The sequence below is a fragment of the Desulfurococcus sp. genome, assembly GCF_038881575.1.
In the GTDB taxonomy this organism is placed as follows: Archaea; Thermoproteota; Thermoprotei_A; order Sulfolobales; family Desulfurococcaceae; genus Desulfurococcus.
The window spans coordinates 215,407-232,224 of the sequence record NZ_JAVZPN010000001.1 but is presented as its reverse complement, the minus strand read 5'-3'; the positions used below and the strand labels follow the sequence as shown (position 1 = coordinate 232,224).

15 protein-coding genes are annotated in these 16,818 nt (G+C 47.2%); 6 read left to right on the top strand and 9 right to left on the bottom strand.

Annotated elements, in window-relative coordinates; genetic code table 11:
• Position 1: 1 nt before the first annotated feature.
• From QXV08_RS01155 to QXV08_RS01140, 4 genes are read right to left on the bottom strand one after another with little or no spacing between them, the layout of a single operon-like run.
• Positions 2-997 carry an ABC transporter ATP-binding protein gene (locus QXV08_RS01155; RefSeq protein ID WP_342788098.1) on the bottom strand — a complete coding sequence of 332 codons (996 nt, stop codon included), beginning with the start codon at positions 995-997 and terminating at the stop codon, positions 2-4.
• On the bottom strand, positions 994-2,091 hold the full coding sequence (locus tag QXV08_RS01150; RefSeq protein ID WP_342786592.1) for an ABC transporter permease: 1,098 nt from the start codon (positions 2,089-2,091) through the stop codon (positions 994-996). Before QXV08_RS01150 ends, QXV08_RS01155 begins: the two co-directional genes overlap by 4 nt.
• 12 nt (positions 2,092-2,103) lie before the next feature.
• On the bottom strand, positions 2,104-3,162 hold the full coding sequence (locus QXV08_RS01145) for an ABC transporter permease (protein WP_342786593.1): 1,059 nt from the start codon (positions 3,160-3,162) through the stop codon (positions 2,104-2,106).
• Positions 3,163-3,219: 57 nt separating this feature from the next.
• Complete coding sequence (locus QXV08_RS01140) at positions 3,220-5,352, bottom strand: ABC transporter substrate-binding protein (protein ID WP_342788097.1); 2,133 nt, start codon at positions 5,350-5,352, stop codon at positions 3,220-3,222.
• 101 nt (positions 5,353-5,453) lie between these two features.
• On the opposite strand from QXV08_RS01140, the gene QXV08_RS01135 reads away from it, so the two are divergent.
• On the top strand, positions 5,454-6,938 hold the full coding sequence (locus tag QXV08_RS01135) for a transglutaminase-like domain-containing protein (RefSeq protein ID WP_342786595.1): 1,485 nt from the start codon (positions 5,454-5,456) through the stop codon (positions 6,936-6,938).
• A gap of 11 nt (positions 6,939-6,949) precedes the next feature.
• Here the strand turns inward: QXV08_RS01135 and QXV08_RS01130 are convergent, their stop codons facing one another.
• From QXV08_RS01130 to QXV08_RS01110, 5 genes are all read right to left on the bottom strand, one after another.
• Positions 6,950-7,243, bottom strand: coding sequence for a hypothetical protein (locus tag QXV08_RS01130; RefSeq protein ID WP_342786596.1), 294 nt, complete (start codon positions 7,241-7,243; stop codon positions 6,950-6,952).
• A gap of 5 nt (positions 7,244-7,248) precedes the next feature.
• The gene (locus tag QXV08_RS01125; protein WP_342786597.1) at positions 7,249-7,482 is read right to left on the bottom strand and encodes a DUF5622 domain-containing protein; all 234 of its coding nucleotides are present in this window, start codon (positions 7,480-7,482) and stop codon (positions 7,249-7,251) included.
• 11 nt (positions 7,483-7,493) lie between these two features.
• Positions 7,494-8,297, bottom strand: coding sequence for a GtrA family protein (locus tag QXV08_RS01120; protein ID WP_342786598.1), 804 nt, complete (start codon positions 8,295-8,297; stop codon positions 7,494-7,496).
• Positions 8,298-8,476: 179 nt separating this feature from the next.
• Positions 8,477-9,154, bottom strand: coding sequence for a type-4 uracil-DNA glycosylase (gene udg, locus QXV08_RS01115; protein WP_342786599.1), 678 nt, complete (start codon positions 9,152-9,154; stop codon positions 8,477-8,479).
• Position 9,155: 1 nt separating this feature from the next.
• On the bottom strand, positions 9,156-11,054 hold the full coding sequence (locus QXV08_RS01110; RefSeq protein ID WP_342786600.1) for a S16 family serine protease: 1,899 nt from the start codon (positions 11,052-11,054) through the stop codon (positions 9,156-9,158).
• A gap of 131 nt (positions 11,055-11,185) precedes the next feature.
• On the opposite strand from QXV08_RS01110, the gene QXV08_RS01105 reads away from it, so the two are divergent.
• The 5 genes from QXV08_RS01105 to QXV08_RS01085 all read left to right on the top strand — a co-directional run bounded on the left by QXV08_RS01105 (position 11,186) and on the right by QXV08_RS01085 (position 16,764).
• A complete protein-coding gene (locus tag QXV08_RS01105) occupies positions 11,186-13,018 on the top strand; it encodes an ATP-dependent DNA ligase (RefSeq protein WP_342786601.1) in 1,833 nt (610 codons plus the stop codon).
• 36 nt (positions 13,019-13,054) lie between these two features.
• On the top strand, positions 13,055-13,822 hold the full coding sequence (locus tag QXV08_RS01100) for an ATP/GTP-binding protein (protein ID WP_342786602.1): 768 nt from the start codon (positions 13,055-13,057) through the stop codon (positions 13,820-13,822).
• A 72-nt stretch (positions 13,823-13,894) separates the two neighbouring features.
• Positions 13,895-14,419 carry a glycosyltransferase gene (locus tag QXV08_RS01095; RefSeq protein WP_342786603.1) on the top strand — a complete coding sequence of 175 codons (525 nt, stop codon included), beginning with the start codon at positions 13,895-13,897 and terminating at the stop codon, positions 14,417-14,419.
• Positions 14,420-14,423: 4 nt separating this feature from the next.
• Positions 14,424-16,103, top strand: coding sequence for a DUF2070 family protein (locus QXV08_RS01090; protein WP_342786604.1), 1,680 nt, complete (start codon positions 14,424-14,426; stop codon positions 16,101-16,103).
• A 76-nt stretch (positions 16,104-16,179) separates the two neighbouring features.
• Complete coding sequence (locus QXV08_RS01085; protein WP_342786605.1) at positions 16,180-16,764, top strand: TATA-box-binding protein; 585 nt, start codon at positions 16,180-16,182, stop codon at positions 16,762-16,764.
• Positions 16,765-16,818: the final 54 nt, after the last annotated feature.

Sequence of the window (16,818 nt, the reverse complement as noted above, 5' to 3'; positions counted from 1 at the left end):
ATCACCCCTTTCCAGCATGTAGCCAGCAGTAAACCCTGTGTGCTTCACCCACTTCAACCATGGGGGGTTCTTCTAGGCACTTCTCCGATGCAAATGGGCATCTATCCCTGAACCTGCATCCAGGTAGCGGGTTAATGAGGCTTGGAACGGTTCCAGGTATTGATTCCAGTTTCTCAATCTTCTTGGTTGGATCGGGCACTGTCCTCAATAATAGCCTGGTGTATGGGTGTTGGGGGTTTTCAAATAACTCCTCGACCGGTGCCTCCTCAACTATTTTACCAGCATACATCACGTACACCCTGTGTGCTACCTCTGCTACAACACCCAGGTTGTGTGTAATGAGGATGACGCTCATCCCGTGCTTTGCCTGGAGATCCTTTATCAGCTCTAGGATCTGAGCCTGTATGGTGACGTCCAGATTCGTTGTGGGCTCATCGGCTATTAGGAGCACCGGGTTATTGCTTAATCCTATGGCTATCACTGATCTCTGCCTCATACCTCCGGATAATTCATGGGGATAGTTCTTTACCCTTGACTCGGGGCTCGGGATAAGTGTTTCCTTGAGGAGGTTTACGGCGTGTTGGATAGCGTTCTTCTTATCTATCTTCCTATGGTCGATCATTGTTTCATAGAAGTGGTGTCCAATAGTGTAGAGGGGGTCGAGGGCTGAGGTGGGATCTTGGAACACGTATGCTATCTCATTCCCTCTTATATCCCTTATCTCTTCATCGCTTAGACTTAACAAGTCGACTACCTCGCCATTCCTCCTCCTGAAATAGGCTTTACCGCCCTCTATTCTCCCTGGTGGATCTATCAGCCTTGTAATAGCCTTCGTGGTCACGGATTTCCCGCACCCTGTTTCACCAACCAGTGCGACTATCTCACCCTTATAGACGTCGAATGAGACGTTTGATACGGCGTGTACTACTCCAGCGTAGGTGTAGAATTTGACATCGAGGTTTCTAACACTTAGAACCAGGTCTCCCCCAATACTCATTTCTTCTCACCTCCCTCGGTAAACTCTATCGCCCTCCTGGTTCTCGGGTCAAGTATATCCCTTAATGCATCTCCGAGCAGGTTCCAGCCGAGGGCTATTACCAAGAGGACCATGCCTACAAAGGTGACGATATGGTAGCTCCTATGCGGGAACCAGTTACCGGCCTTTGATATTATGAAGCCGAGCTCGGGGACAGGCTCCTGTGGACCGAGGCCCAGGAATGAAAGCGTGGCAGCGAATAACGCTGCTGTAGCTATATCAAACGTCATCATTACTATAATTGGGGAAATAATGTTCGGCAATATATGCTTGAAGAGTATCCTCCTCGTGGATAAGCCAAGTACTTTAGCGGCCTCCACAAACGTCTGCTCCTTGGCGCTTAACACGCTTCCCCTAACTATCCTAGCGTAACCGGGCCACCATACTAGTATCATGGCTATCCATACAGCTAGGAGGGAGGCTATCTGAGGATACTCATTCACTCTTAAACCTAGGAGTGCCGCCAGGAAGCCTCTTAGCGCGGCGTTTGACTCTAAGAGTAGCCTGAGTCGTTCTGGCAGCACTGCAGCAAATGCTATTGCGAGAACTAGCGCTGGGAAAGCCATGAATATGTCTGTAAGCCTCATTATTACTTCATCGATTACACCGCCCTTGTAACCTGCCACCAGTCCCAGTATTATACCTAATGGTGCCCCAAATAATACTACCAGGATTGAGATAATGAAGGAGATCCTGATACCCACGAGCGTTATAGAGAGCAGATCCCTCCCCCATTCATCGGTTCCAAGTAGTGGACCCCCAGTACACCATGGCGGGATACATGGAGGTAGTAGTTTTAGATCGGGGTTATTTATCACCGGGTACACCCAGTAGGGTTCCCATGCAATAATAGGGCCTACTATAGCTAGTACTACCTCGATGAACACTAGTATTCCACCGAGCACCCCGATCTTGCTCTTACTGAAAGCGTAGGCCATGAGCTTCCATTCACGTATCCTGGAGCTATTCTTCTCCTTCCAACCCTTACTGATCTTATCTCTCAGCGATGCATAACCATCTATTATCTTAACGAGTAGTTTATATATCGCCTCCATTGACACCGCCCCCTAGTATCTTATCCTCGGGTCGAGGACTGCATAGATTATGTCAACTATGAGGTTCACTGTTACATATATTATGGCTACTAGGAAGGTCCCCCCGATTATTGCTGGGAAGTTAAGCCTTGTTATAGCATTATAGATGTATCTGCCGAGACCTGGTATATTGAACACTGTCTCAGCAACTATCGCGCCCGAGAGTAAGCCGCCGAAAAGCGTCCCCAGTACTGTTACAACTGGTATGGAGGCGTTCTTTAATGCATGCATCCATATCCTGTTCTTCCTAAGGCCCCTCGCCTTAGCGTATTGAATATACTCCTGGCTGAGGCTATCGAGCAAGCTGTTTCTAACTATCCTCGCTATTAATCCACCGTCCAGTAACCCCAGTGCTAATCCGGGTAGGTAAAGCCTCCTGAAGGTATCGGTTACGACACCCCATTCACCACACATCATTGCACCGAACATTGGAACGCTTCCAATAGCCGATACCATGTGCCCTATCACCGGTATTTTACTAGGCAGGCTTGAAATAGACGCTGTACATGCCTGCGAGGGGAACGGCATTCCAGCTAGAACCGTGGTGTGCATATACGTGAACAAGAAGAGGATGAGGAAGTAGTATAAGACGAATGCTGGTAGAGAGCTTCCCACTAGCGCGAAAATCCTAACAAAGAAATCCACCGCCGAGTCCTTCTTTAGAGCCGCTATGAAGCCGAGGGGTATGCCTATAATAGCTGTGAAGATAAAGCCCATTATAGCTACCTCAACCGTTATAGGGAACCTGTAGAATAACTCATCAAAGATGTTCCTGTGTTGTATAGGGTCTTCAAGGTTACCTGTTAGAAGACTAGTGACTAAGAACGCGAATTGCTCATACCATGGTGCATTAAACTTGTATTTCACGCGTATTTCTTCAAGGGCCTCCCTGTTCATTAATTTCTCTCCAACCCAGGCCCTAACAGGATCCGCGGGTATGGCGTATGCTATGAGGTAGGTTACAAATAATACTCCTATTATTGTGGGTATGAAAGTAGCTATTCTTCTAACTAGAAATCTTCCCAGACCCATTTATCTCCCTCGTATAGGGTAAAATTGAGGAGGAGGCTTTAAAAAATAACAGGTAACCTATGGTTTGAAGCCATAGAGCTCATACCATACCGTTGCATTCCAGTAGTACGGGTTGAGTTTTAATAGTATGTAGCTGTCTTCCTTGTAGTCGGCTACGTAGTATGGACCGGTGCTCACCGGTTTATCCTTTAATAGCTTGTAAGTAGGGTCATTCTCACCTTCAAGAACGTATTTGGCCCATGCCGCGGGGTTCTTACCATTATTGCTATCGGCTAGTGCCTGCTGGTATTGGTTTCCTAGGGCGTACTCCATCGGTATAACGCATCCCACAGCCGTCGTCAATACGTGGAGTATAGGTGGATACGGGAACTTCAGCTTTAACTTGACAACCCCAGCCGTCTGACCAGAGTAATTGAAGAAGCCTAGTAGTTCATTAAGGCTTTTAACGGTCTTTGACTGCCCATGATACACGGTTGTCAAACCATTGCTTACCACCTGCTTAAACTCGTCCTCGGTTAGCACCTGTGACGCATTCACATCTATGAAGTCCGAGACCATCCAGGATGGACCTCCAGGCAGGTTTGTCCTAGCCACTCTCCAAATACTGAATAGGACGTCGGTTGCATCTATTGGGTAGGTCTTATTGTTCCATGGATCGTAAGCCACTACACCGCCCCTTATAACAAGGTATAGGTCGGTCGAGTCACTACTGAAAGCCCATGCCACGGCTAGCTCTGGCTCGGGCTCCGTGTTTTCATAGTAGTATGTTATTGGCCTGCTGTATATCTGCCAGAATATCTCCCATCCAAACGACTCGTAGGACTTAGCCGGGTCAAATGTATCCGGCCATCCAATAGTAGCGATAACCATAGTGTTAGGATCGTTCTTTATCCCTGATACACCCGTGTCAACCACCGGTGCATTGGGGTCTTCCCACACCAAGTCGTATCTAGCGAACGCTGAAAGCGGGTAGTACATGTTGTAGACCCATGATCCATAATTGCGTTCTCCAACCTGTTGCCCCAGCATTATCATCGGGGACTCATTATTGAATACTATTATGGCGGCATTGATTACAGCGGTCCTAATATCTGGATCCAATACTGTTCTCGAGAGCTTCACCAACGCGCTTACAGGTATATCCTTCCAGCCTGGCGCACCTATAGTCACCATGGATACCGGGTTCTCCCAGTTCTTCATGGTTGCCTCCTCATTCAACACATAGTTGACCACTAGTATCGGCTTGTTTGCTGGACCGGTATATGATGCCCCACTACCCTTCGGACCCACTACAACAATGTATTTCTCTGTGTCAATAACCCTCTCAACCCTGGAAACGTAGTTGGATACGTCGTTAGGTGATGAAGCCTTATAGTAATTGATCTCAGTGAACTCGGCACCGCCCCACACGAATGGCATTAGGTAGTTATCTGGGTCGAGGTAGTCTGGGATCCAGCCTAGTAATGCAACATCGAAGTTGAAGTTATCTACTTTATCGAGATACTGGGGCCAGTTATACGTGTTGACTATTACTCTAAAGCCTAATTGGCTCCACGCGTTCTGTAGCATTGCAGCTATCTGCTGCCTCGCCGTGTTACCCTGGTTGTACGCTATTTCTATCGTGTACTTAGAGGGATCGAAGCCTTTCTGCTTCAATTGATCTATTATCTCCTTAGCCTTGGTTAAATTATACTCGTACTTAACGATATTGTACTCGGTGTATCCCTGTACCCCCTTAGGCACTATTGTATATAACCTCGTGTAGAGCCCGCTGAACACTTGGTCTAATATAGCCTGATACGGTGTAGCCCATGCAAGGGCCTGCCTCACCTCTGTTATATTAAATGGCTCCCTCATAGTGTTGAGGATTACATGCTGTATTGTCAACATGAGCTTACTTGGATCGAATGCTAGTATGAGCTTAAAGTTTCCTACTGGCGTATTATTTATATCCTTCCACCTACTAGGTGTTACAACAGCTATATCAACCGTGCCTGATTGATATAATTGAATCCTAGTATTCTCATCATTAGATATCAAGTAAAGTACCTGGGTGTGAATAGACTTAGAGGGCTTAGTGACCTGGGTTGGTTGCTGCGTGCTACTCCAATAATAAGCTCCTATGCCGATAGCTATTACAACTATTAGAATGAGGATTACCGCAACGGTCCTACTTATGGCTTTACTCACATATACCACCTACGTGATGTAGTAATAGGCATAAACAAATATAAATTTTACCCACGCTACTAATACTGTATCTTGTTGAAGAAATATATTGGTTGAGGGAAATGAATGGGTGGAGAACTGGTTTACTTTCCATAGTATTATCCCTTATCATAGCATACGTGATCGGCTCACTATACCCCTTACCTATCGTTGGGATGAGCCGGGGAAACCCTGTGCCAACCATCACGGAGACATCGACTAGAACCGTTACTGAGACAAGCACTGTAACCACCACGTTGACTAGTGAGATATATAGGACGACCACTGTAACCACTACCCTTTCACAGACGGTCACGTCGAGAACCATGGTTACAATTACTTCGACAACAACTATTATCGAGACACGTGAGTTAACTAGTCTGGAGCTGGTTATACCGTCGTTCAGGCTTGTTGACGGGGGAGGCGAGTTAATGCTTGCTGGACGTTACCTAGTCCTAAGATATACTTCATGGAGGCCGGTGTTAATCATGGTTGATGCAGTGAACAATGCCAACTACTTCTACCTCACGCCTTTCCAGGTAACAGTACCGGTCGTGTATGCTAGGCTCCTTGAGTATGATGGATTATACTATACGGAAATATATGATGTAGCCGAGGTTGCTGACATGATTTCCTCAAGGGGGCTGAGTAGGCCTGTGTTATTATTTAAAGCATTAAACGACTGGGCCTGCGATATTGCCTCATCCATCTCTGCAATCAATATCACCGGCTGCAGGGCTACACCCATTAAAGTAGAGGCAGGCATTGGGACAACGATTATTGAGGCAGTGGTGAAATACGTGAATACATCATCAATACAGTACATCTCTCACCTCCTATACAATGATAGCCAGCCACGAGACCTGGGGAATGCATCCTGGATGGTGCTTCAATGGCTTGAGGAATACACCTCATACGACTACGTTAAGGCGGGCAGTAACCATGGCTACATATATGATCCAATAACCTTCGCCAACATAAGGAGGGGAATATGTACGGATTACGCGTTGTTCACCGCTACAGCACTCATTAATCTGAGTAGGAGTGTGTACATACTAGTCTTTAACACCACTAACGTGGGGCATGCAACGGCGGGCGTGGTGATCGGTGGTGGATTCTTTATATTAGACCAGAAGTTGCCGCCTATCGAGTTAGAGGACTACTTCAGCAACCTGGACTCCATAATAGGCGGTGTATTAGTCGGTGATATATTTCTTCATGAAGTATGGATCGAGAACAACACTGTTAAACTATTGATGATCAGAACCTCCCTCGAAGACCTGTTGAGGAAATACCCTGATACAAATCCACTCGACGATATCACGCCCGGCTTTATTAACGAGTTAATTAATGTGTTAGGAGAGACGTATAAGTATGATCCAGGGGCAAAGCCCACTGGCTACCTGGAAGTCAATTGGGGTGGATTCAAGTACTACAGCGATATATTTGCCCACGAATACGCTGTCTACGTGGCTAACAGGCTAGCAGGTACGCTAGGAGCTAGTATAGTTATAACTGGTGTAGATGAGCCAAAGCCGTACACTATACGCGTATACTACCAGGGTTGAATACTGTTATTTCAAGCCAGCGTCTTATAGCCACCTAGTTTAGATAGTATTTTTCCGGCTAGTTCACTGGGATTCCTAGCGAACACGTAGAGCCCCCTGGGCTCGTATTCGAGCTCCCTACAGTTAAGCAATGTAGTATTATCCAGCCTTACTATTTTACCATACATGAACCCGCTTGCCTTATCCATGCAGAAAACGTATTCGTGTTGCCCGCTTGAAAGCAGGAAGAACACGTAGTGTCCTTGCTCCTCATATATAACCTTGGAAAAATACTTGGCTAGCTCATCCCTTACGGCTTTCCACATTACCTCTAAACCTCATTGACGAGGCTTCTAACAGGCTGGGGCAATGCGTCCTCGCTGATTACTATGGCCGTGATAGGCGGTACCTTAGTCTTGAACCCGGTGACTATGTATCTTGTCGGGTTGTTTACATCTATACCCTCCTCCTGCTTCTTACCAAATCTTATATTGAGTACCCTGATCTTCACATACCATCCATCACTCCTCTTAACGTAGACGTATTTACCGTGCTTCAAGCCCATTGCAGACACCCTTACCTTAGTCTACTCCAGCTCCATGTATAAATATATCCCAATAAAAAGTTTAGCACGAACCCTATTAACACCCCTATGACCTGCCCAGCCCAGAATGGTGTGGTAAGGTAGGCTGGTAGTAATGTAGCACACGCTGCCTGGCTGGCCCAGCTTGCAGCACTGGCTAAATGGTACTTTACAAGCCTCTTCAACCTCTCACCAAGCCCCTTGTTGAGTCCAGCCTCCTTAAAAGTCCATTCCTCATGCAGGATGAAATTCCATATAATGCTTGACTCGAAGCCTATGCTTGACGCTAATGGATTAGCTATGAATTGATCCAGGCCTATGAGTAGCCTACGCGAGAATACAGCCGTTGAAACATTGATTACTATTCCTGAGGCACCCACCGCCATGAATTTCGCGACCCGGTTGATCTCTGATAAGGGGAGAGCAAGTATCCTCGGCAACTTAAGGCTATACAGCCTCAGCTTAGCATCTACACCGAGTTCAATGGCCTCAGCCCCATATTCATTCACACCACATACGGGGGCCCCGGGATCCTTGCTCCCCGCTGAGAACCCCAGGATAACCCTGTCCCCACAAATATACACAGGGATCCCGAGTAGCTTGAATACTAGTTTATCCAGGAGGCTCACCCTCATGTAAACTACAACGCCTACCCCCTTACCTCTGAGCAACTCCACTAGATCCTCGAATCCCTCCAGCACATAGTATTTGAAGCCATTACTGTCATAGAGCTCCTTATACACATGCCTTTGTCTGCCGCCTTGGCTTTTACATGGGTTTATGAAGGCTGACACCATTTTACCTAGCCCTTGTTTCTCAAAAAAGCTATAAGGTATTTATTATTGTAAGCAGGTATTGAGGACGGCACAGTGAACTCGGTGGGCAGTTGCGAGAGGGAGGAAGACGCCTGAGGAGAGGAGGGCCCCGAAGAGCGGGCACAGAAGCCGGGCAAGGGGTGATGAGGCGAGCGAAGACATCAACCATCATGAACCGCTGTGAAGCCGGAACCCCTGGAGGAATCATTAAGGAAATCCAGTATAGTCTTACCCCTCGCCTTTACACCGGTGGATGCCTTAATGGCTTGGGACATATGCTTCTTTATCACTTCCTCGAAGTCTCTTCGAAGCTCATCCTTCAAGCCTGGATTATAGAGCGCTGCAGCAGGGTGGAATGTTGGTATGATTACTACCTGGAGTCCATTTACTACGGCGTTATATGGCCTCCCATGCATCGTACTCATATTCACCCATTTAAGGCCTCCAAGCCTGAAAAGCGTTCTAGCTGCATGCCTCCCCAGGGCCACTATTAGCCTCGGCTTTACCAACTCGATCTGCTTCAACAGGTAGGGGAGACAGGACTCTATCTCATCATCCTCCGGATCCCTGTTACCAGGAGGCCTGCATTTAACAATGTTAGTTATATAGACATCCCCCCGTTTAAACCCAGTCGACTCTATTAACTCAGTGAGAAGCTTGCCAGCCGCCCCGACGAATGGCCTCCCGGTTTCATCCTCCTTTTCCCCAGGTGCTTCACCTATAAACATCACGCCAGCATTCACGTTGCCCTCCCCTGGTACAGGGTTCCTCCTATACTGGCTCAGCCTACACCTCTTACAGTTTAAAATAGAGTTAACCAGGCTGTCCCACTCAGACATTTTAATCGCCGCTAGTGTACTGGATTGAAATAGCTGGATTAAGTATTTTACGTATTAGATGGTGCATCATTATTGAGGCGGTAATCCCTGGTAAAGCAGTCCGGCTCCTTGTTTTACCCGTTGCAAGCATTACTAACACCCCTACCACGGCTAGAAGTGCCGAGGTATATGCTATATACATCCTTATATTTAGCCATGCATGTATACGGCTACTTGTCTCATTCCACTCCTGTATTCTCGCCAGGTAGAGGTACGTGTAGAGCCTGGATAACTCTTTGAGAACCAGGGTGGCTGAGTATGTATTCCCGCCTAGAACCGTGGCATTCCCGTTGATGAGCTCTATAAGGGTCAACGTGCTTAACGGTAGTTTATTAGTTACCACTGAGCCTTCCCTGAGGAGTGAGAGGAGCTCCCTGTATTCGTCGAGGAGTATGTTATATATGGTTGAGTTAACGTATATTGGGAGCGTGTTCTCCAGGCCTATGAGCGAGTAGAATTGTGAGGCGAGGTCTTCGAGGGCCGATAGAAGGTATATAAGCCTCTCGAGCTTATTCGTGGAGTCATCCATCACTAATACCATGCTTGAATTCGTTAAATCGTTGAGATACGCATAATGGATTCTAAGGGCCTCCTCGAGGCGGCCCAGTATTGGATCAATGTTTCCAGGGTCGATTAGGCGGCTGCCACTGCATTCATAAATGATTCCACTGGCTAGCTCAAGCCATTTCAAGGCTGTCAGGGATCTAGCGTAGAGGTAGCTGACATCGTAGATGATACTGAGTGGATGCGGTGTTTTATTAAGGACGTTATTGATCAACATTACTCCCCGCTTAACCTCCAGCACTCTATCATATACTGAGGTGAGGGAGTCTATGGTGCATATATCTATAGCCCCCTTATTCAGGAGCCTACTTGTTACATTGTGTAGCAGGTTCTCCACATTAACCAGGGTGGAATTAGCCTCGGCCATGAAATAGGAGATTTTCTCTGGGAATTCGGCTGGGTTATTAATATTTGTATAGTTGAGGTAGGATGCGAGAATATTGTAGAAGCTTGTAAAGGCGTATGAGGCGGCCAGGTAGTGTGAGCCGGCTTCATAGGCTTTCAAGGCTCTCTCATAGTAATATACGGCTGTCTCTCGATATTGATCACTCCATGCTCCAGGTAGTGATGAATCAAACACACTGTATTGATTGATGAAATACGTATAGGACTCGTTGAATCCTGAGAGAATAGTGTCACCTGCTACAGGTTGCCGAGGGATCAATTCAACTCCACTAGTTATGTTAACCCCTGTGAACCCATAGTATGCATCCAGGAGCGTTATGGATGGATAATATAGCGGCGAGTCAACGGGCTCCATGATCGATGCCAGAACCCTTTTTAAACCGGCTTCAGAAGCCGCCTCGAATTTCGCTTTTACCCCGCCGACACCACCTATTACTCCACCAGGGGTCACGATGCCTGTCGCCGAGTAGGATGGGTTAACCGGGTCTCCACGCATCAATGCTGTAAGTACCAGTGTGAATAACACTGTGGCGCTCGGCCCCTCTATTTTAACCGGTTCCTTCACCGTGATATATGTATCGATGACGCTGGGATCCAGGCCTGCTATTATAGAGGCATACCATAGTGCGAGCTTAATGGAATCCAGTGTATCTGATGCCAGGCTCCCTTCCCCCAGGACTTTCAGGGAACCCGTCCCAGGGTAAACTATGCCTAGCTCTACACTTATTGTTACTCCTTTACCGTTTTCGTCAACAGCGAGTAGCTTGAAAGCTGAGGCCTTGCTCCAGTACTCGACGCCTATGACTGGTTGAACGATAATATACACCATGATGAGTGTTGCGAGAACACCTGCGGCAACCCTGTTTCCATGGCTCAGCGTAACACTGATCAATCACAGCCCTCCGGCTCATAATTGCCGGGTTGTCATCACCATGTTATAGTTATTTCAACAGGGGTTGAAAAACCTGGATTGCTACTTTATATTGGAGTAAACCTATAAATATACCTGGGATGGTGCACTCCATGAGTACTGGGCGGGCAGATATCCCGGTAAGGCTTATCGCCGATGTATTCGAGCGTATAGAGGTAATAACCTCAAGGACCCAGATGACCGCGCTACTGGTCTCTCTATTCAAGCAGACCCCACCCGAGATCATTGATCGCGTGGTCTATTTAATACAGGGCAGGCTATGGCCCGACTGGAAAGAACTCCCAGAGCTCGGGGTAGGCGAGAAGCTACTGGTTAAAGCTATAGCTCTAGCTACGAACAGTAGTGAGGCACAGGTTGAAGACCTAGCTAAAAGCCTCGGCGACCTGGGTAAAGTAGCCGAGCAATTAAAATCAAGGATCAGCGGTAGACAGCAGGGTGTAACATTATTCAGCTTCACCCAGCAGCAACCGGAATTAACGGTTAACAAAGTGTATGATACACTAGTAAGGGTGGCGATGACTCAAGGCGAGGGAAGCAAGGACCTGAAAATAAGGCTTTTAGCCGGGCTCCTCAGGGAGGCCTCACCCAAGGAGGCCAAGTTCATCGTGAGGTTTGTCGAGGGCAGGCTAAGGGTTGGGATAGGCGAGGCAACAGTCATGGATGCCCTAGCAATAACTTATGGGGGTGGGGTGGCTGCTAGACAGGTTATCGAGAGAGCGTATAATCTCAGAGCGGATCTCGGGGAGGTAGCCAAGATACTTGCCTTGAACGGGTTGGAAGCCCTCAGGAATGTGAGACCGGAGGTCGGGGTCCCTATAAGGCCTATGCTGGCTGAGAGGCTCAGCGACCCCAAGGAGATACTTGAGAAGGTTGGCGGGGATGCATTCATTGAGTACAAGTATGATGGTGAGAGAGCCCAGATACATAAGAAGGATGATAAGGTATGGATTTTCTCCAGGAGGCTTGAAAACATAACTCATCAATACCCTGATGTCGTCGAATTAGCTAGGGATCACTTAAAGGCTGGAGAAGTCATCGTGGAGGGTGAGATAGTAGCATACGACCCGGATACAGGGGAGTTGAAGCCTTTCCAGGAGCTTATGCATAGAAAGAGAAAGCATGAGGTTCGCACCGCGCTCAAGGAATACCCTGTAAGGGTCTTCCTGTTTGATCTATTATACGCGGATGGACGGGACTATACCGTAGAACCCCTCCCAGCTAGGAGGGGTAAGCTATTGGAGATCGTGGATAGAACAGAGGAGTTCACGGTGGCCGAGTATATAAGGACGAGCGATGTAAAAGAGCTTGAAAAATTCTTCTTGAAAGCCATAAGTGAGGGAGCGGAGGGTGTTATGGTTAAAGCCTTACATGATGGCTCAATATATCAGGCTGGTACAAGGGGCTGGCTATGGATAAAGTTCAAGCGTGACTACAGGAGCGAAATGATCGATACAGTAGACCTAGTCGTCGTAGGAGCCTTCTATGGGAAGGGGAGGAGGGGCGGGAAGTATGGTGCACTACTCATGGCTGCTTATAACGATGAGAAAGACGTCTTCGAGACAGTGTGCAAGGTGGGCTCTGGATTCAAGGACGAAGACCTAGACAGGCTCCCAGAGATACTGAAGCCGTATATAAGAGATAGGAAGTCGCCTCGCGTGGTAGCCGAGATGGAGCCCGATGTATGGGTTGAGCCAGCGCTTGTCGCGGAGATTATTGGGGCTGAATTAACTCTTTCACCGATACATACATGCGCCTACGGTAGGATTAAGAGTGACGCAGGCTTATCCATAAGGTTCCCAAGATTCATAAGGTGGAGGCCTGACAAGAGACCTGAGGATGCTACAACTAGTAACGAGCTCGTTGAAATGTATAATCAGCAGTTAAAAAAGATAGCTGGAGAGAGTAAGCCGGTTGAGGAAGCCTAGTCACCCCGTTGTACTTAGCGGATGCAGGGTGCCTTAATGGTCTCTATAATAGTGTTCACTGGTCCCGCGGGCTCTGGTAAGACAAGCCTGGTTAAAGCTTATAGTGAATGGGTTAGAAGAACACTCCTATTAAGGACGGCTGTGGTTAACCTGGATCCAGGCGTCGAGGAGCCTGGTTACAAGCCGGTGCTGGATATAAGGGATTTCTTCACACTCAGGGATGTAATGGTTAAATATGGTTTAGGCCCCAACGGCGCATTCATTAAGTCATCTGAGCTGATAGCGGATTACATGGAGGATATACTTGGCAAGCCACCGTTCTCTAATATTGAGAAATGGGATCTAGTAGTGGTTGATACACCGGGACAGATGGAGGCATTCATATTTAGGCCTGCTAGCAGTGTTTTCCTTAGAAGGGTGTCCAGGCTGGGTAACACTGTACTAGTCTACTTAATCGATTCATCCTCAATAGAGAGTGTTACAGACGCTGTCACCCTGTGGTTTATATATGTACTGCTACAGGTTAAAACAGGGCTGCCGACTATCCCGGTTATAAGTAAATCAGATATAGCGAGGAATCGTGAAATAGTGAGAGTATTGATTGAGAGGCCGATGGATTTACTAGGCATGATCAGGGATGACGCGGGGTTCGCTGGGGACGTAATCCCTGATCTACTAAGCATAGCGTTGAAGACCATGGGGCCCCTAAGGGCTGTGGAGGTCTCAGCTTTAAATAAAGAGGGCATGGATAAATTACATGCATTACTCCACGAAGTGTTCTGTGCCTGCGGAGATCTCACTTGAGGATTTATTTTTATATTTAGATATCATCAAATACCCGGATAATTCACGACGGCAGGGTTAAAGGTGGGCGCCATGCATATGGGTCAACCAGTGGAAATGGGTGTCTTAACCGCGTTATTTACTGTATTATATGGATTAATCCTTCTAGTAGCCGGCAAACTCGTTTTAAAGGTGATGGTTTCAATCGGGGGAGGGCTTCTAGGAGGGTATATAGCATATTTAATTATGTTACGCATGGGCTTCGGGACCCTGGGCTCGCTGGCTGTATTCCTCCTGGTGTTTATAATTATATCACTTGTAAGCTGGTTCCTGTTTAAAATAGTGCTTTCAATACTGGCTGCAACGCCATTATGGCTCATCATAGTAGGGGGTCTTAGGCTTCCCTACTCGAGTTTCCCAGCCTTACTAATACTGGTTATCCTTGTTGCATTATTATACATTGTATCAGAGAAACTGGTGAGCATTACTGCTTCCATGGCCGGGTTATTTATGTTATACCTAGGGCTCTCCAGCTTGGTTAATCCCTTGGCGGCTCTTACAGTAGCTGTAATAGCATTGTTTCTCCGCATATATCTATATGTAGCGTTCAAATGGTGAAAAAATGAAGCTATACAGGCCTAAGACGGCTATAGGCAGGTACTACTCCATCCTGTTCTCCCTGCCCCACTGGAAGCTCCTGGCCACTGTATTAATAGGGGTTTCAGTTATAGCCCTCTATGGGCTTGGAGAACGCGCTGCCCCCTTGCTATTGAACACCGTATTAATCATCCTGTTTCTAGAGGCTTATCGAGTGCTCTATCCTTTAACTGTTTTCCATAAGTTGAAGAGGGTGATTGGTTTATCGCTGACAGTGCTTATATATACATTAATATACTACCTGCTGCTCAGGGACTGGATCCTTGTCGTGGCAGCCTCGTCGACGATAGTTATAGCTGTGATCCAGGGTCTCGACGGCACCAAGTGGTGGAGGTATATTATAGCGGTTGCTCCATCTTTCACATCCATAGTGCTCTCCATGTGGATTACAAGTGGTGTTGTTTCACATACTGGTTTGGTAAAGGCGTTTTCACTGATACTGTTATTCATTATAACTGATTACTTAATATACCTCGCCATGGGTAGGCATAGGGTCAATGGTTATAAGGCACCTGATCTCGGGACGCTCTTCCTACAGAACTGGCTTGAGAGGAGGAAGGATATCGAGAAGGTGATTGATGAGCTGTCAACCAGCGAGGGTGTTCATCCAAGGATGCTCTTCATGGATGACCTATTAATAATATACACTGATCTACACTATGGCCCATTCTCGAACACGGGTAGCAGTGAGCTACCCGGTGAATTAAAGAAGTTGTTCTCCAGCCTAGGCTACTCGGTTGTAACGCTCCACGGTTTCGGATCACATGATAGAAACCTAGCGTCCTCAAGGTATCTGAGAGACTACGTGAGGAAAATATATACAGTCGTGATCGATGCCGAGAAAACCAGGCTTAGATACCATGGTGCCTTAAAGCTATCAGGTGGAGACAACTGGGAGGCCCTGGCACTGGTTTTCGATAAGCTGACAATAGTCTTCGTCTCGAGACCGGTGAAGGGGATAGATGATATACCCTACAACCTGTTCTTCCGCTACAATGTGATGGCAAGGAAGAGGGGGTTAGGCGACTTAATACTGGTTGACGCCCATAACTGGGAGAAACAAGAGAGCTTCAACCTCGGTGAACTGGATAAACTACTCAATGAAGTGATTGAGAAAGCCATAGAGCTGAAGAAGCAGCCGCCCGTCGAGGTGTTATTCAGGTATAAGTGCTTTGAGACTAATGCCCCTGGGCTCATACAGGGTGATGCATGCATTATCGAGGTTGCTGGGGAGGGTAGGGAGCGGGTTGTCCTACTGTATCTACGCGGTAACAATATGAAGCCTGGTTCTCGAGAGAAGCTTATCGATATTCTCGGGAAGACCACCGGGGCTGATTACGTGGAGGTGTTCACAAATGATGAGCACAGTGAGACAGGTGTTAGATCATCCTTGGCGTATATTCCAATACATGACTCACCTGAGTTACTCAGGGATACTGAAGCAGCTGCCAGGGAGTTAGTGGGCATGCCATATAGGCTTGGGGCATGGTATTCTTCGACGAGGTTTGACACCAAGCTAATGGGTTATACAGCCGTAATGCTGGAGAAGCTGTTAAGGGACTCCTATATGGAGGCAACGATCCTGCTGTTATCCTACGCCTTCCTTCTACCAGTTCTCCTAGCTGTCTTTAAAATAGCTCATTAAATCACCCATACATTATTCTTCAATAGTTTATAAAGCCTCTCTTCGATAATTACTATAAGCACGAGTGGTGGTCGGCATGAGCAGTATCCCTTTTAAAACCAGTTACCGTGTTGAAAACATTGTGGCAACAGTTATCCTTGAGCACGACCTCGACCTGGAGCTTATTGAGACAAGGATACCCAGTATCACTTATAAACCCGATCAATTCCCTGGGTTGATATTCCGCCTAGATAAACCCAGGGCCACAGCGCTCGTGTTTAAATCAGGTAAGATGGTTGTAACAGGGACTAAGAGCACTCAGCAACTCGTTGAGGCGGTTAAGAAAATAATAAAGACATTCGTGAAGAATGGTGTAAACGTCCACGGGAGGCCCCGTGTCCAGATACAGAATATAGTTGCAGGCGGCGATATACATGCATACGTGAACCTTGAGAAAGCAGCCTACCACCTTGAGGACAGCATGTACGAGCCCGAGCAATTCCCCGGGCTAATACATAGGATGAGGGATCCAAGGGTGGTTCTCCTAATATTCAGTAGTGGTAAAATGGTGATCACTGGCGCCAAGGAGGAGGCGGAGGTTGAAAGAGCTGTGAACAATATTGCTAGGCAACTATATAAAGCTGGATGCATAGTGGGTCCTAGGCTGGGCGAGGAGGAATAACTTATTTTTAAACCACCTTAAACTATTAATTAGCATAGTGATGACGCGGGCAGC

What these genes read in the sequence shown, in the direction of transcription:
- QXV08_RS01155 (WP_342788098.1), bottom strand. Translation starts at nt 997, where the DNA reads ATGAGTATTGGGGGAGACCTGGTTCTAAGTGTTAGAAACCTCGATGTC.
- QXV08_RS01150 (WP_342786592.1), bottom strand. Translation starts at nt 2,091, where the DNA reads ATGGAGGCGATATATAAACTACTCGTTAAGATAATAGATGGTTATGCA.
- QXV08_RS01145 (WP_342786593.1), bottom strand. Translation starts at nt 3,162, where the DNA reads ATGGGTCTGGGAAGATTTCTAGTTAGAAGAATAGCTACTTTCATACCC.
- QXV08_RS01135 (WP_342786595.1), top strand. Translation starts at nt 5,454, where the DNA reads ATGAATGGGTGGAGAACTGGTTTACTTTCCATAGTATTATCCCTTATC.
- QXV08_RS01130 (WP_342786596.1), bottom strand. Translation starts at nt 7,243, where the DNA reads ATGTGGAAAGCCGTAAGGGATGAGCTAGCCAAGTATTTTTCCAAGGTT.
- QXV08_RS01125 (WP_342786597.1), bottom strand. Translation starts at nt 7,482, where the DNA reads ATGGGCTTGAAGCACGGTAAATACGTCTACGTTAAGAGGAGTGATGGA.
- QXV08_RS01120 (WP_342786598.1), bottom strand. Translation starts at nt 8,297, where the DNA reads ATGGTGTCAGCCTTCATAAACCCATGTAAAAGCCAAGGCGGCAGACAA.
- udg (WP_342786599.1), bottom strand. Translation starts at nt 9,154, where the DNA reads ATGTCTGAGTGGGACAGCCTGGTTAACTCTATTTTAAACTGTAAGAGG.
- QXV08_RS01105 (WP_342786601.1), top strand. Translation starts at nt 11,186, where the DNA reads ATGAGTACTGGGCGGGCAGATATCCCGGTAAGGCTTATCGCCGATGTA.
- QXV08_RS01100 (WP_342786602.1), top strand. Translation starts at nt 13,055, where the DNA reads ATGGTCTCTATAATAGTGTTCACTGGTCCCGCGGGCTCTGGTAAGACA.
- QXV08_RS01095 (WP_342786603.1), top strand. Translation starts at nt 13,895, where the DNA reads ATGCATATGGGTCAACCAGTGGAAATGGGTGTCTTAACCGCGTTATTT.
- QXV08_RS01090 (WP_342786604.1), top strand. Translation starts at nt 14,424, where the DNA reads ATGAAGCTATACAGGCCTAAGACGGCTATAGGCAGGTACTACTCCATC.
- QXV08_RS01085 (WP_342786605.1), top strand. Translation starts at nt 16,180, where the DNA reads ATGAGCAGTATCCCTTTTAAAACCAGTTACCGTGTTGAAAACATTGTG.